Below are 13,646 nucleotides of genomic sequence, written 5' to 3'. Positions count from 1 at the left end.
GATGCAGACCGCGCCCCGCCTCGGCATGGTGGCCGGCGAGGCCAGCGGTGATCTGCTGGCCGGCCTGCTGCTGCAAGGCCTGCGTGCGCGCTGGCCGGGGCTGAGCAGCCAAGGCATTGGCGGCCCCAAGATGATCGCCCAGGGCTTCGAGACCTGGTGGCCGCACAGCAAGCTGTCCATCTTCGGCTACGTCGACGCGCTGATGAACATCCGCGAGCTGCTGTCCATCCGCAAGCAGCTCGGCACCCGTCTCATCTCGAACCGGCCGGACGTCTTCATCGGGGTCGATGCGCCCGACTTCAACTTCGGCCTGGAGACACGGCTGCGCGAGGCCGGCATCAAGACCGTCCACTTCGTCTGCCCGTCCATCTGGGCCTGGCGGCCCGAGCGCGTCGTGAAGATCAAGGCGGCGGCCGACCATGTGCTCTGCCTCTTCCCCTTCGAGCCCGAGATCCTGCACAAGGCCGGCATCGGTGCGACCTATGTCGGCCATCCGCTGGCCGACGCCATCCCGATGGAGGCGCCTCGCGCCGCGGCCCGCGAGGCTCTGCAGCTGCCGGAGGACGACACCGTCATCGCGCTGCTGCCCGGCAGCCGCAAGAGCGAGATCAACTACATCGCGCCGGCGCTGATCGGCGCGGCGCGGCTGATGGCGCGACCGGGCCGGCGCTTCATCATGCCTGTCGTGCCCGGCTTGCGTGGCCTCGTCGAGCCGCTGATCCAGGGTGCAGACATCCAGCTCATCGACGGCCAGTCCCATACCGCCCTGGCCGCCTGCGACCTGACGCTGCTGGCCAGCGGTACGGCCACGCTGGAAGCGGCGCTGTTCAAGCGCCCCATGGTCATTGCCTACCGCATGAACGCGCTGAACTGGTGGCGCATGAAGGGCCGCGGCCTGCAGCCCTGGGTGGGCCTGCCCAACATCCTGGCGCGGGAATTCCTGGTGCCCGAATTGATCCAGGACGCCTGCACGCCCGAGAACCTGGCCCGTGAGGCCGAGGCCTGGCTCGCCGACGCCCCGCGCCGCGAGGTCGTGCACAAGCGCTTTGTCCAACTCCATGAGCTGCTGCGGCAAGACACCGCGCAGCGCGCCAGCGATGCCATCGCGACGCTCATCGGCGCCTGAGCAGGGCTCCCTCGACTGGACGCCGCCCGGCCTCGTCGCCGGCGTGGACGAGGCCGGCCGCGGGCCGCTGGCCGGCCCGGTGTTCGCGGCCGCCGTCATCCTCGACGACCTGCAGCCCATCAAGGGCCTGGCCGACTCCAAGGTGCTGACTGCGCCTAAGCGCGCCAGGCTCTATGACGAGATTCGCGCCAAGGCGCTGTGCTGCTGCATCGCGCACGCGACGACCGAGGAGATCGACGAGATCAACATCCTGCAGGCCACCATGCTGGCCATGCAGCGGGCCGTGAACGGCCTGCGCCTCAAGCCCGCCCTGGTGCGCATCGACGGCAACCGCCTGCCCGTGCTGCCCATGGCCGCCGAAGCCATCGTGAAGGGCGACGCCACCGTGCAGGCCATCTCGGCCGCCAGCATCCTCGCCAAGGTCGCGCGCGACCTGTTCTGCGCGGAAATGCATGCCAGCCATCCGCAATACGGCTTTGCCACGCACAAGGGCTATGGCACGCCCGAGCACCTGGCCGCGCTGAAGGCGCATGGCGCCAGCCCCTGGCACCGCCGCAGCTTCGCCCCGGTGAGAGAAGTCTGCATCGGCATGACGACCAATCCGCTGGCATGAAGCTCGATCACATCACCTCCCGCGACAACCCGGCGCTGGTGCGCCTGCGCAAGCTGACGGCCGATGCCGGCGGCTATCGCAAGACCGGCAGCATCTGGATCGAAGGCGACCATCTGCTGCGCGCGGCCTTGCAGCGGGGCTGGAAGCCGTCGCTCGTCGTCCTGACGGAAGCGGCGATGCAGGACGCGGCGCTGGCCGCGCTGGCCGAGACAGCCCCGCGCGCCCTGGTCGTGCCGGCGGCGCTGTTCAAGGGGCTGAGCGGCCTGGAGTCACCGGCGCAGATCGGCGCCGAACTGACCCTGCCCGAAGCGCCGGTGATCGACGCGAAGGCCGCCAGCGTCGTGCTGGACCGCCTGCAGGATGCCGGCAACGTCGGCGCCATCCTGCGCAGCGCGGCCGCCTTCGGCGTGCGCCAGGTGCTGGCCATCAAGGGCACGGCCGCGCTGTGGTCGCCCAAGGTCGTCAGGGCCGGGCAGGGCGCCCATTTCGGCCTGCGCCTCATCGAAGGCCTGGCAGCGACCGACCTCGAGACGCTCGCCGTGCCCCTGGTCGCGACCAGTTCCCACCAAAGCCAGCCGCTGCACCGCGTCGCCCTGCCCAGCCCCTGTGCCTGGGTCATGGGTCACGAAGGGCAGGGCGTTTCGGATGAACTGATGGCCCGTTGCGCGCTGCGCGTGGGCATCCCGCAGCCGGGCGGCGAGGAGTCGCTCAACGTGGCGGCGGCCGCGGCCATCTGCCTGTACGAGAGCGAGCGCCGCAAGGGCTGATCTGAAGTCCCCGGATTGAGGGGGCTAACGCTCCGGTCGCCCTGGCCCTGCCCCTGTTTCGCAAATAATCCGCCCGCCTCGATCCAGGGGCGACGCCAACGGGCCGGCAGTGCCCTCGGGCGGACAAGACGAACAGGGAGTTCCATGATTTTCAGTTTCGCTATCGGGCGCTTCGAGGCCCGAGCCCTTTCCGTGGGCGGCCTGCGGGGCTGGTTGGCCGTTGTGCTGGCCACGCTGGTCCTGTCCGCATGCGGCGGCGGCGGCGGAAGCGGCGGCGGTGATTCGGTCACACAGCCCAGCCTGGCCATCACCCAGCAACCCGCCGACCAACGTGTCACGTCTGGCAGCGGGGCGACCTTCCGCGTCGCTGCCAATGGTGCGGCCAGCTTCCAGTGGCAGCGCCTGGGGGCTGACTCGCAGTGGGCAGACATCGCCGGCGCCACGGGGGCCGACCTGGTGCTGACCGGACTGACCGAGGCCGACAGCGGCCGCCAGTACCGAGCCCAGGTCAAGGCCGGCACGGTGGTGCTGACGAGTTCGGCGGCCACCCTCAGCGTCACGCCGCCCGCGCCGGCCGGCGTTGCCGTGCAGCCGAGCGATGTGCAGGCGCGGGTGGGCCAGGCGCCGAGCTTCAGCGTCACCGCCAGCGGCACCAATGTCGCTTACCAATGGCAGAGCAGCGTTGACGGCATTGCCTGGACCGATGTCGCCGGCGCCGCCACCGAGACGCTGACCCTGCCCACCGCCACGCTGGCCGACAGCGGCAAGCTCTACCGCGTCGTGGTACGCAACAACCTGGCAAGCGTGACTTCGCGGGCCGTGACGCTGAGCGTGCTGCCAGCGTTGGCCAAGCCGCAGTTCACGGCGCAGCCGCAGGACCGCAGCGTCAATGCGGGACAGAGCGCCACCTTCACGGCCACCGCCAGCGGCGAGCCGACGCCCACCCTGCAGTGGGAGACCAGCCTCGATGGCCAGAGCTGGGCGAGCGTGGCGGGCGCCACGACGGCGACGCTGGTCGTGGCCAATGTTGTCAAGGCGGACGATGGCCGCCGCTACCGTGCGGTGGCCACGAATACCCAGGGCAGTGAAACCAGCGCCATCGCGCGGCTGACGATCGCCCCGGCGGTCCTCCCGACCCTTGTGCGCGAGCCCCAGCCGGTGGAGGTGCTGCAGTCCAAGTCAGCGGCCTTCGAGGTGCAGGCCAGTGGCAACCCGACGCCGACCTACCAATGGCAGGTGAGCCTGGACGACGGCAAGACCTTCGCCAACATCAATGGCGCCACCGGCATGCGGCTGGAACTCCAGACGACGGTCGATGCCGACGACGGCAAGCTGTTCCGTGTTGTCGCGAGCAACCTGGCAGGCGACCTCGTGTCGTCCGCGGCGCGGCTGACGCTGCTGCGTCTTCCGGTCGTGATCCTCCAGCCCAAGGACGTGGTCTCCGGCGTGAGCCGGCCTGCCGTCACGTTGACCGTGGCCGGCACCGGCAAGCCGGCGCCCACGGTGCAATGGCAGGCCAGCAAGGATGAGGGTGCGAGCTACCAGGACATCGGCGGCGCCACGGCCGCCAGCTACACCTGGTCGCCCACCAACGCCGATGACCGCCAGTTGTTGCGCGCCAAGCTCAGCAATTCCGTCGGCGTTGCCTACAGCAGCGCTGCACGCATCAAGAAGGCGCGCTGGACGGCCGTGTCACCGAGCTTCGTCAACAGCGCGATGAAGTCGATCCGCTGGCTGGACACGCGGGTCGCGGTCGCGGTGGGCAAGCGCGGCATCGTCATCCGCACGGCGGATGCCGGTACGACCTGGCAGTTCGTTCAGGAGCCCATGCCCGGCCAGCCGGAGTATTCGAAACTGGCGGTGCTCGACGCGAACACGGTGCTGGCTGCCGGTGACAACGGCACGCTGATCCGCTCCGAAGACGCCGGCCTCACCTGGCGAAGCATTCCGATTCCGATCACCAAGAACCTGGCTGCGCTGAGCTTTCGCAATGCCAGCATTGGCGTCATGGTGTCGCCCGGTGACGGCGCCTTCCGCAGCGTCGATGGCGGCCTGACCTGGACACGCATTCCGTCGTCCGACCCGGCCAAGCCCTTCGAGAAAGTCAGGGGCGTCACGCTGCGCGGCCTGGTGGGTCTCGCGGCTGGCGAGAGCGCCTGGTTCCGCAGCGCCGACGGCGGCGCAAGCTGGACGGCGCTGAACGCACCGGTGTCCTTCTTCCCCACCCTTTATGCCACCTATTTCACCTTCGTCGACGACCAGACGGTGATGGCCAGTGGCGGCAGGTTCGCGCGCAGCACCGATGGCGGCGTGACCTGGAATCATTGGGCGCTGCCGCCGGCCGGTACTTCGACTTCGGAGCTGAAGTTCAGCGCGGACGGCCAGACGGGTTTCTCCCTGTCGGGTGATATCCGTTCCACCGACCGCGGCCAGACCTGGATCAGCCAGGGCTACAGCTACATCTCGTCCATTGATGCGGACCTGTCGTCCAGCGGCGTGTTCCTGGGCGTGGGCTCCGGTGGCCAGTTGCGCCAGAGCACCGACAACGGCGCCACCTGGAGCACGCCCTATGGCAGCCAGGGCCTGGACCGCGTCTCGATCCAGGCGCTGGAGTTCCCCGGCAACGACGTCCATGGCATCGCCTTCGGCAGCATCGCGCAGACGACGGTGCTCTTCCAGACCGACGATGGAGGCCGCAGCTGGCGGCCGCTGCAGCAGTTCGCCGCGACCGGCAGCGACGCCGAAACCACGGCGACCTTCCTGGATTCGCAGGTCGGCATGGCGGCGCGGACCAATGGCCCGCTGTTGCGCACGACGGATGGCGGCCGCAGCTGGACGCAGATGCCCACCTACCCGGTCACCGGCAACAACGGTGTGGCGCTGGCGGACAGCAGCACGGTGCTGATGAGTTTCCCGAGGGGCGTGATCCGCTCGACGGATGGCGGCAGCCACTGGGCGCAGACCCTGGCCATCACGCCCGGCCCAGCCGAGCTGGGCATGCGGACGGTGAGTGCGCATGGCAATGTGGTGCTGGCACCCGACGCCAACGGCCAGATGTACCGCAGCATCGACGGCGGCGCGATCTGGCGGGTCTTCACCTACCCGGGCGGCACTCCCGTCAGCATGACCTGGGTCGGCAATTCGACGGTCTTCATGCTGCAGAACTTCGGCAGGCTGATCCGCAGCGATGACGCCGGCATCACCTGGCGCACGGTGCTCTCGGCGCCGACACCGCAGGAGTGGTTCATGACCGTCCGCTTCTCCGCGGACGGGCAGCTGGGCATCGTCACCAGCATCCTCGGCATCTACCGCAGCAGCGACGGCGGCCAGACCTGGAACCGCGATCTGGATTTCTGGGACACCTACTTCTGGCAGACCGTGGGCTTCGCCGGCTCGCGCCAGCCGGTCGTGGCGGGCGAGAGCGGCATGCTGCTCGTCGGCAGCGGCTACCAGGACTGACGGCGACCAGGGGGGCCTTGCCGAGGGGCAAGGCGCATCCCCAGTTGCGGCTTGCAATCGAGAATGATTCTCATTACAGTGGTTGCATGCTCGCCAGCCCTCCATCACCCCAGCCGCCGGCATGTGCTTCGGCCGCCGCTGCAGGCGCCGCCCGCCAGATCGACAGCGCCACGCTACTCGGCCCGCGCGGAGAGGTGTTCATCGTCCACCAGCAGCAGGTCTACCGCCTGCGCGTGACGTCCCTGGGCAAGCTCATCCTGACCAAGTAAGTCCCACAGCCACCGCGCCCGCCAGCCGTCGCCCGCCAGCGCCTACCCCTGGAGCCTCCCATGGCCGACCTTTGCTGCGCCGTGCACGCTGCTGCGCCTCCCTCGACCGGTTCACGTCGCCGCCGCCTGTGGGAACTGGGCAGCCATGCCCACTGTCCCGTCATCGGCGTGTGCCTGCCTTTGGAGCGCGTGCGCGTGCTGACCCGCAAGCTGCTCGTGCTGCAAGGTGACGAAGACGACTACACCCTGCACTGCAGCCTCGTCACGGCGGTCGCGCGCCGCAATGCGGTGGCCGAGGCGCTGCAGAAGGACCTCGAGCAGCGCTTCTCGCTCGATGTGCGGCAGGCTGCGCAAGCCAAATGCCGCGAGTCGCTGATGGTCTGGTGGCGCGCTCGCGCGGGCCGGGGCGAGATTGCCGGTGCCTTGTGGGCCACGCTGACGCATGCCCGTTGCGATGAATGGCTGGAGATGCGCGTGCTCGGCCAGGTCCACATGCTGCAGCATCAGGTCGGCGCCGCGCAACGCGTGGACCTGGTGCGCCATCGCGAGTTGGCGGCGGAGCACCAGGCCTTGGCGCGCGACTATGCCGAGGTGCAGCAGCGCGTGACCGCCTGGAGCCTGGAGCGCGGTCGCGAGCAGCAGGCCTGGGACCGGGAGCGCATGCGGCAGCGCGCCGCCCACATCGCGCTGCAGACCCAACTGGCCCAGGCCCAGGAGCAGCTGGCGCATTGGCGTGCGGTCCAGCCCGATCTTCCGGAGCGCGAGCAGCTGCGCGAGCGGCTGGCCGAGCAGATCGAGCGCAATCAGACGCTGCAGCGGGAGCTCAATCGCATTGCCGCGCGCGCACCCCTGGACTCGAGCGAGCCCGCAGCGCCACCGCTGGGCGGCGAGCCCGAAGGGAAGGCCGTGCCGATCAAGCTGGAGCGCCGCGTCGTCCTTTGCGTGGGCGGCCGCGGTGGCAGCGTGCCGCAGTACCGCCAGGCGGTGGAAGGGTGTGGCGCGCAGTTCCTGCATCACGACGGTGGCAACGAGCACAAGCCGGCCCAGCTCGAGCCCCAGCTCGCCGCGGCCGACCTCGTCATCTGCCAGACCGGCTGCATCAGCCACGACGCCTACTGGCGGGTGAAGGACCATTGCAAAAGGCACAACAAGCGCTGCGTCTACGTGGAGTCGCCCAGCGCCAGCAGCCTCAGGCGGGCGCTGGTGGTGCTGGACGGCGCAGACGCCTTGAAGAGCCTGGGCCCAAAGGCATTGCAGAGCGACTGATGTCTGGAGGCTGCGCTTGTTGGCAGACGCGAGGCCTGACTGCAGGCTGTCGTCGGCCTGTCTTGGTGTGCAACCTGTTGGTGCATTAGCACCTGTCATCCCTAGACCGGAGGAGAGCGTCGCCTTTCGCGGCCTTGCAGAGCAGAAGGCTGTGGACTAGCTTCCCTTCAAACCTTGGCTTTGAGCGGGGCCCCGATGGCAGTCCAAAAGCGTGGCAATGCTGATGAAGGCGACGTTACGCCCCCTGCTCCCTCCTCCACCGAGGCAGCAGCTGCGGCGGGTGCGACCGATGCCTCGGCACCCGACGAATTCCGTGCCTTCATGGTTGCGCTGGCGACCGACCCGGCACGGCTTGGCGCGTACGTCAAGGATCCGGACGGTGCGATGCAAGCCGCGGGCATCAGCGATGTCGACCAAGCGATCCTGAAAGGCGGTCAGCCCTGGGCGATTCATGCCCGCCTCAGTGGGCAACGCTTTTCGTTCACACCTCCGACGCCGGCCGCAGTTCTCGTGGTCGACATGGTGAAGCCGCCCGGCGCACCCGAAGGTGCCGACGCCGGCCAGCCGGTCGTGCGTGCTGCGCCTGGGCATGCCAACTTAGCCAATCAAGGGAGTCCGGCCATGTTCCCGAACACACCTTTGCAGATCTTCCCGCAGGTCCATCCGCAGGTCGTGGTGCATCCACAGATTTTTCCGCAGGTGCATCCGCAGCTCGTCATCCACCCGCAGATCTTCCCGCAGGTACACCCGCAGCTCGTCATCCACCCGCAGATCTTCCCGCAGGTACACCCGCAGCTCGTGATCCACCCGCAGATCTTCCCGCAGGTGCACCCGCAGCTCGTAATCCATCCGCAGATCTTCCCGCAGGTGCATCCACAACTCGTGATCCACCCACAGGTCCATCCGCAGATCTTTCCGCAGGTGCACCCACAGATCTTTCCGCAGGTCCACCCACAGATATTTCCGCAGGTGCGTTCGCAGTTCGAGATGAATCCGCAAGCTCTGCCGCATCTGCCGCCACAGCCGCCGTTCGTGATCCACCCGCAGATCTTCCCGCAGGTACACCCGCAGCTCGTGATCCACCCGCAGATCTTCCCGCAGGTGCATCCGCAGCTCGTGATCCACCCGCAGATCTTCCCGCAGGTGCATCCGCAGCTCGTGATCCACCCGCAGATCTTTCCGCAGGTACACCCGCAGCTCGTGATCCACCCGCAGATCTTCCCGCAGGTGCATCCGCAGCTCGTGATCCATCCGCAGATCTTTCCGCAGTTCGTCCCCGGACCCCAGGGTTAGCAATGGCGACCGCCGCCGACGCAGTTTGCATTCGCAAGTTGCCGGACTTTCGTGGAGTTGTCGATGAGCGAATCGGATACAAACGGCAAATCTGATCCAGCGTCTGCACATGCTGCCGGGTCCGTGCCCCACAGCCATGCAGGCAACGGCAAGAGCAAGGGATCGCTCGTCGTCGTGGGCACGGGCATCCGCACCGTGGGCCATCTGACGATGGAGGCGGTGGCCTGGATCAAGCAGGCCGACAAGGTGCTGCATGTGGTGGGCGACCCGGTGGCCGAGCTGATGCTGAAGGAGCTCAATCCTCAAGGGGCCGAGTCGATGACCGGCATGTACGCCGAGGGCAAGCCGCGCATCGAAACCTACAACCAGATGGTCGAGCGCACGCTGGATTGCGTACGCGCCGGCATGCTCACCTGCATGGCCTGCTACGGCCACCCGGGCGTCTTCGTCTATCCGTCGCACGAGTCGATCCGGCGGGCGCGCGCCGAAGGCTATAGCGCTCGGATGCTGCCGGGCATCTCTTCGGAGGATTGCCTCTTCGCGGATCTGGGCGTCGATCCCGGCATCAATGGCTGTCAGTCCTATGAGGCGACTGATTTCCTGCTCAATGGGCGTGTCATCGATCCCACCAGTTCCGTGGTCCTGTGGCAGATCGGGGTCGTGGGCGATGCCACCTTCAAGGCGGTCGGATATGACCTGTCGGCGATGCCCTTGCTCGTCGAGCGGCTGCTGAAGATCTATCCGGCGACGCATCCGATGTATCTCTATGAGGCGGCCGTGTTCCACGGCTGCGAGCCGGTGATCCGCCAGATCACGGCGGCGGAGCTCGCTCAGGGACCGCTGTCGGCGGGCTACACGCTCTACATTCCGCCTGCCTACCAGAGCAGCAGCGATCCCATGACCTACTACCGCATGAATGCGATGATCGCCGCAAGCAAAGGGGCCTACGGAACCGCCATCGGATAGGGAAGCACTCCAGGCTTCTTGCGGCCGCGCCGCCGGCTCGGCCTGGCGAGTTCGAGCATGCCTTTGAACCCCTATCTCGAGTTCTTTCGGGCTTTGCCGCCTTCATGTCGACGTGACCCGTCGAGGCCGACGTCTGCTGCCGAATTGACGGCGCCCGACTGGTTGATCTTCAAGGCGGCCATCGCCAGGCACTTCGCTTGGGCCGTGCCCACTGACGAGGCCATCGCCGCGATCCGCAAGCACGCGAGCAGCGTTGTGGAAGTCGGTGCCGGGAGTGGCTACTGGGCCTGGCTGATGCGCCAGGCGGGCATGGCTGTCGTGGCGATCGAGGCCGCTCCGCCGACCTTCACATGGAGTGAAGTGCTGGTAGGCGACGAGCGCATGGTACGGAGCCATGCGGACAAGGCATTGTTCCTCTGCTGGCCGCCCTGGGCGACCGACATGGCCAGCAGCGCTCTCGCTGCGTATGCCGGCACAACGGTCGTGTACGTGGGCGAGTGGATGGCTGGCAATGCCGATGCGCGGTTCTTTGCGTTGCTGACGGCTGGGTTCGAGTGCATCGACGGAGTCGAGATCCCCCAATGGGCGCAGCGCGATGATCGGCTGTGGATATTCCGCAGAAAGCCTGAGCCTTGACTCGCAGGGGCGCTCCAGCCGTCGAAATGCTCCGCTGAGGGGAAGTCCGCACCAGTGTGGCAAATTCGCTGGCGTACGCTGCAAGCGTTTGCACTCTCGCGGAGATCGGCCATGCCCCCCGTCGCCTCGCCCCATCAGCTCGCGCGCCGCGCCATCGCCCTCGTGCTCGCCGGCGGTCGCGGTTCGCGCCTCAAGCAGCTGACCGATTCGCGGGCCAAGCCCGCCGTCTACTTCGGCGGCAAGTTCCGCATCATCGACTTCGCGCTCAGCAACTGCGTCAACAGCGGCATCCGCCGCATCGGCGTCGTCACGCAATACAAGAGCCACTCGCTGCTGCGCCACATCCAGCGCGGCTGGAGCTTTCTGCGCGCCGAGCTGAACGAGACCGTCGACCTGATGCCGGCCCAGCAGCGCGTCGACGAAGAGAGCTGGTACCGCGGCACGGCGGACGCCGTCTTCCAGAACCTGGACATCATCCAGAGCACGGGTGCCGACTACATCGTCGTGCTGGCCGGCGACCACATCTACAAGATGGACTACTCGTCCATGCTGGTCGACCATGTGGCCACGGGCGCCGGCTGCACGGTCGGCTGCATCGAGGTGCCCAGGGGCGAAGCCAGCGCCTTCGGCGTGATGGCGGTGGACGACGATCGCCGCATCACCGCGTTCAAGGAAAAGCCGGCCGACCCGCCCTGCATCCCCGGCCGCGAAGGCGTCTGTCTGGCCAGCATGGGCATCTACATCTTCAACGCCGACTATCTTTACAGACTGCTGGCCGAGGATCTGGCCGACCCCAACTCCAGTCACGACTTCGGCAAGGACGTGATCCCCAAGGTGGTCGGCGAGCAGCTCGCCGTGGCTCATCCCTTCGGCATGAGCTGCATCAGCAACCCGAATGGCGCGCCGCCCTACTGGCGCGACGTCGGCACGCTGGATGCCTTCTGGGCCGCCAACCTCGACCTGGCCTCCATCAGCCCCGAGCTCGACATCTACGACACCGACTGGCCGATCTGGACCTACCAGCGCCAGCTGCCGCCGGCCAAGTTCATCCCCGACCACAACGGCATGCACGGCATGACGGTCAACACCATCGTCAGCGCGGGCTGCATCGTGTCGGGCTCGCATGTCGTGCAGTCGGTGCTGTTCAACAACGTGCGCATCCGCTCCTTCTGCAACATCCACCAGTGCGTGCTGCTGCCAGGCGTCGAGATCGGGCGGCACTGCCGGCTGACCAAGGTCATCGTCGACCGCGGCTGCGAGATCCCTGACGGCCTGGTCGTCGGCGAGGACGCGAAGCTGGACGCCGAGCGTTTCGAGCGCACCGAGAACGGTGTCGTGCTGATCACCAAGCAGATGCTGGCCAAACTGTGATGCGGGTGCTGCAAGTCAGCGCGGAGCTGTTCCCGCTGCTGAAGACGGGTGGCCTCGCCGATGTGGCCGGCGCCTTGCCGGCGGCGTTGGCCGCGGCCGGTGCGGAGCCGCGGCTGCTGGTGCCGGGTTTTCCGGCCATCCGCGAATCGCTGACGAATGAATGCGCCGTCGCGCCCGTGGCCCTGCCGTGGAGCGAGGGCAGGGCGGCGCTGCTGCGCGGCCAGTTGCCGGGCTTTGCCATGCCCGTCTATGTGCTGGATGCGCCCGGCCTCTTCGATCGGCCCGGCAATCCTTATGGCGATTCGGTCGGCGTGGCCTATGCCGACAACCACAGGCGCTTCGCATTGCTGGGCCTGGCGGCCGCACGGCTGGCCGAAGGCGTCGACCCGGCCTGGCGGCCGCAGATCGTGCATGCCCACGACTGGCACGCCGGCCTGGCCTGCGCCCATATCGCCGCCAGCCGCTCGCGCCGCCGCACCGACGCGCGGACAGTCTTCACGGTGCACAACCTCGCGTATCAGGGGCTCTTTCCTGCCGACCAGTTCTGCGACCTGGGCCTGCCGCCTTCGCACTACGCGGTCGAGGGCGTGGAGTTCTATGGCCAGGTGAGCTTCATGAAGGCCGGCCTGCATTTCGCCGACGCGATCACGACGGTCAGCCCGACTTATGCGAACGAGATGCAGACGCCCGAGCAGGGCTGTGGCCTCGACGGCTTGCTGCGGCATCGCGCCGACGTGCTGCATGGCATCCTGAACGGCGTCGATTACGGCGTCTGGTCTCCCGCGCAGGATGCCGCAATCGCTGCTCACTATGACTCCGGGGATTCGAGCGGCAAGGCCGCGTGCAAGGCTGCCTTGCAACGCGAGTGCGGCCTGGACCTGAAGCCCGAGGCGCCGCTGTTCGGCATCGTCAGCCGCCTGACGGAACAGAAGGGCCTGCCGCTGGTGCTGGAGGCGCTCGACGACCTGATCGATGCCGGCGGCCAGCTCGTCGTGCTCGGTGCCGGCGATGCCCGTCTCGAGGCCGAGTTCGGCGCGGCCGCTGCCCGGCATCCTGGCCAGATCGCACGCCGCACCGGCATGGATGAAGGCTTGGCCCATCGCATCTATGCCGGCAGCGACGTGGTGCTGGTGCCCAGCCGCTTTGAGCCCTGCGGCCTGACCCAGCTCTATGGCCTCAGCTATGGCGCGCTGCCCCTGGTGCACCGCGTCGGCGGCCTGGCCGACACCATCGTCGACACGACGCTCGAAGATCTTGCAGCCGGCGCGGCGACCGGTTTTGTCTTCAATGCCTTCAATGCCGACGCCTATCGCCGTGCACTGCGCCGCGCCTTCGCGCTGTGGAGCCGCCAGGAGTATTGGACTCGCGTGCGCCAGGCGGCGATGCGACAGCGCTTTGGCTGGGATGACGCCGCCGTGCGCTATCTGGCCGTCTACCGTGACGTGATTCCGGCCGGCGGGTTCTGAGTCATCATGCCGCCATGAGCCAAGCCGTTCCCGATCGCATCCAGGACATCCTCGACGCGCGCGTCACCAGCTTCGCGCAGGCCGCGCAGCAGCACTTCAAGACCAACGATCTCGTCGTGCTGCTGGACTTCCGCGACAGCCCGGCCCAGCTCGAAGCGGTGGCGCGCGAGGACCTCGTGGCGGCCGAGGACCTGTCGCTGGATCTCAAGCTGAAGCTGGCCAGGCCAGCGTCCGAGCTCAAGGAAGAGCACGGCTCTCCCGACCAGTCCTTCTGGTTCATCGTCATCTTCGACGATGAGGATGCCGAGTGCGGCGCGGTGAATGCGGCGATGCTGTCCTAGATGTGAAGAGTCAACACGTTCTTTCGAGATAGCGAGAGACGTGACATGGGCGGCTTGAGGTCAATGCCGTGAT

Annotated in this window: 12 protein-coding genes; all 12 read left to right on the top strand. The window is 67.7% G+C overall.

Going from position 1 to position 13,646, the window contains the following annotated elements:
• Position 1 precedes the first annotated feature (1 nt).
• The gene (lpxB, locus tag AC3WOE_RS22535) at positions 2-1,126 is read left to right on the top strand and encodes a lipid-A-disaccharide synthase (RefSeq protein WP_492693637.1); all 1,125 of its coding nucleotides are present in this window, start codon (positions 2-4) and stop codon (positions 1,124-1,126) included.
• The gene (rnhB, locus tag AC3WOE_RS22530; protein WP_492693636.1) at positions 1,098-1,739 is read left to right on the top strand and encodes a ribonuclease HII; all 642 of its coding nucleotides are present in this window, start codon (positions 1,098-1,100) and stop codon (positions 1,737-1,739) included. The genes lpxB and rnhB overlap by 29 nt, the downstream gene beginning before the upstream one ends.
• Positions 1,736-2,506, top strand: a complete 771-nt coding sequence (locus AC3WOE_RS22525; RefSeq protein WP_492693635.1) for a TrmH family RNA methyltransferase — start codon at positions 1,736-1,738, stop codon at positions 2,504-2,506. The genes rnhB and AC3WOE_RS22525 overlap by 4 nt, the downstream gene beginning before the upstream one ends.
• 144 nt (positions 2,507-2,650) lie before the next feature.
• The gene (locus AC3WOE_RS22520) at positions 2,651-5,965 is read left to right on the top strand and encodes a DUF8696 domain-containing protein (RefSeq protein ID WP_492693634.1); all 3,315 of its coding nucleotides are present in this window, start codon (positions 2,651-2,653) and stop codon (positions 5,963-5,965) included.
• Between the two features lie 86 nt (positions 5,966-6,051).
• Positions 6,052-6,234, top strand: coding sequence for a hemin uptake protein HemP (gene hemP / locus AC3WOE_RS22515; protein WP_492693633.1), 183 nt, complete (start codon positions 6,052-6,054; stop codon positions 6,232-6,234).
• A gap of 60 nt (positions 6,235-6,294) precedes the next feature.
• A complete protein-coding gene (locus AC3WOE_RS22510; RefSeq protein ID WP_492693632.1) occupies positions 6,295-7,500 on the top strand; it encodes a DUF2325 domain-containing protein in 1,206 nt (401 codons plus the stop codon).
• Positions 7,501-7,695: 195 nt separating this feature from the next.
• On the top strand, positions 7,696-8,793 hold the full coding sequence (locus tag AC3WOE_RS22505; protein ID WP_492693631.1) for a hypothetical protein: 1,098 nt from the start codon (positions 7,696-7,698) through the stop codon (positions 8,791-8,793).
• A gap of 63 nt (positions 8,794-8,856) precedes the next feature.
• Positions 8,857-9,759, top strand: coding sequence for an SAM-dependent methyltransferase (locus AC3WOE_RS22500; protein WP_492693630.1), 903 nt, complete (start codon positions 8,857-8,859; stop codon positions 9,757-9,759).
• A 57-nt stretch (positions 9,760-9,816) separates the two neighbouring features.
• Positions 9,817-10,395, top strand: a complete 579-nt coding sequence (locus tag AC3WOE_RS22495) for a class I SAM-dependent methyltransferase (protein WP_492693629.1) — start codon at positions 9,817-9,819, stop codon at positions 10,393-10,395.
• Between the two features lie 111 nt (positions 10,396-10,506).
• Positions 10,507-11,766: a glucose-1-phosphate adenylyltransferase gene (gene glgC / locus AC3WOE_RS22490; RefSeq protein WP_492693628.1), complete on the top strand. Its 1,260-nt coding sequence runs from the start codon at positions 10,507-10,509 to the stop codon at positions 11,764-11,766.
• Entirely contained in the window at positions 11,766-13,232 is a 1,467-nt protein-coding gene (gene glgA / locus AC3WOE_RS22485) for a glycogen synthase GlgA (RefSeq protein ID WP_492693627.1), read from the top strand. The genes glgC and glgA overlap by 1 nt, the downstream gene beginning before the upstream one ends.
• Before the next feature lie 14 nt (positions 13,233-13,246).
• Positions 13,247-13,573: a hypothetical protein gene (locus AC3WOE_RS22480; protein ID WP_492693626.1), complete on the top strand. Its 327-nt coding sequence runs from the start codon at positions 13,247-13,249 to the stop codon at positions 13,571-13,573.
• Positions 13,574-13,646: the final 73 nt, after the last annotated feature.

Source organism: Roseateles sp. FW305-36 (assembly GCF_058787015.1).
The sequence above is the reverse complement of the archived record's forward strand: the minus strand, read 5'-3'. Positions and strand labels throughout refer to the sequence as shown.

Bases quoted from the DNA above. Each gene is read 5' to 3' on its own strand.
- AC3WOE_RS22505 (WP_492693631.1), top strand. From the start codon at position 7,696: ATGGCAGTCCAAAAGCGTGGCAATGCTGATGAAGGCGACGTTACGCCC.
- AC3WOE_RS22510 (WP_492693632.1), top strand. From the start codon at position 6,295: ATGGCCGACCTTTGCTGCGCCGTGCACGCTGCTGCGCCTCCCTCGACC.
- glgC (WP_492693628.1), top strand. From the start codon at position 10,507: ATGCCCCCCGTCGCCTCGCCCCATCAGCTCGCGCGCCGCGCCATCGCC.
- AC3WOE_RS22500 (WP_492693630.1), top strand. From the start codon at position 8,857: ATGAGCGAATCGGATACAAACGGCAAATCTGATCCAGCGTCTGCACAT.
- AC3WOE_RS22525 (WP_492693635.1), top strand. From the start codon at position 1,736: ATGAAGCTCGATCACATCACCTCCCGCGACAACCCGGCGCTGGTGCGC.
- AC3WOE_RS22480 (WP_492693626.1), top strand. From the start codon at position 13,247: ATGAGCCAAGCCGTTCCCGATCGCATCCAGGACATCCTCGACGCGCGC.
- AC3WOE_RS22495 (WP_492693629.1), top strand. From the start codon at position 9,817: ATGCCTTTGAACCCCTATCTCGAGTTCTTTCGGGCTTTGCCGCCTTCA.
- lpxB (WP_492693637.1), top strand. From the start codon at position 2: ATGCAGACCGCGCCCCGCCTCGGCATGGTGGCCGGCGAGGCCAGCGGT.
- rnhB (WP_492693636.1), top strand. From the start codon at position 1,098: ATGCCATCGCGACGCTCATCGGCGCCTGAGCAGGGCTCCCTCGACTGG.
- AC3WOE_RS22520 (WP_492693634.1), top strand. From the start codon at position 2,651: ATGATTTTCAGTTTCGCTATCGGGCGCTTCGAGGCCCGAGCCCTTTCC.
- glgA (WP_492693627.1), top strand. From the start codon at position 11,766: ATGCGGGTGCTGCAAGTCAGCGCGGAGCTGTTCCCGCTGCTGAAGACG.
- hemP (WP_492693633.1), top strand. From the start codon at position 6,052: ATGCTCGCCAGCCCTCCATCACCCCAGCCGCCGGCATGTGCTTCGGCC.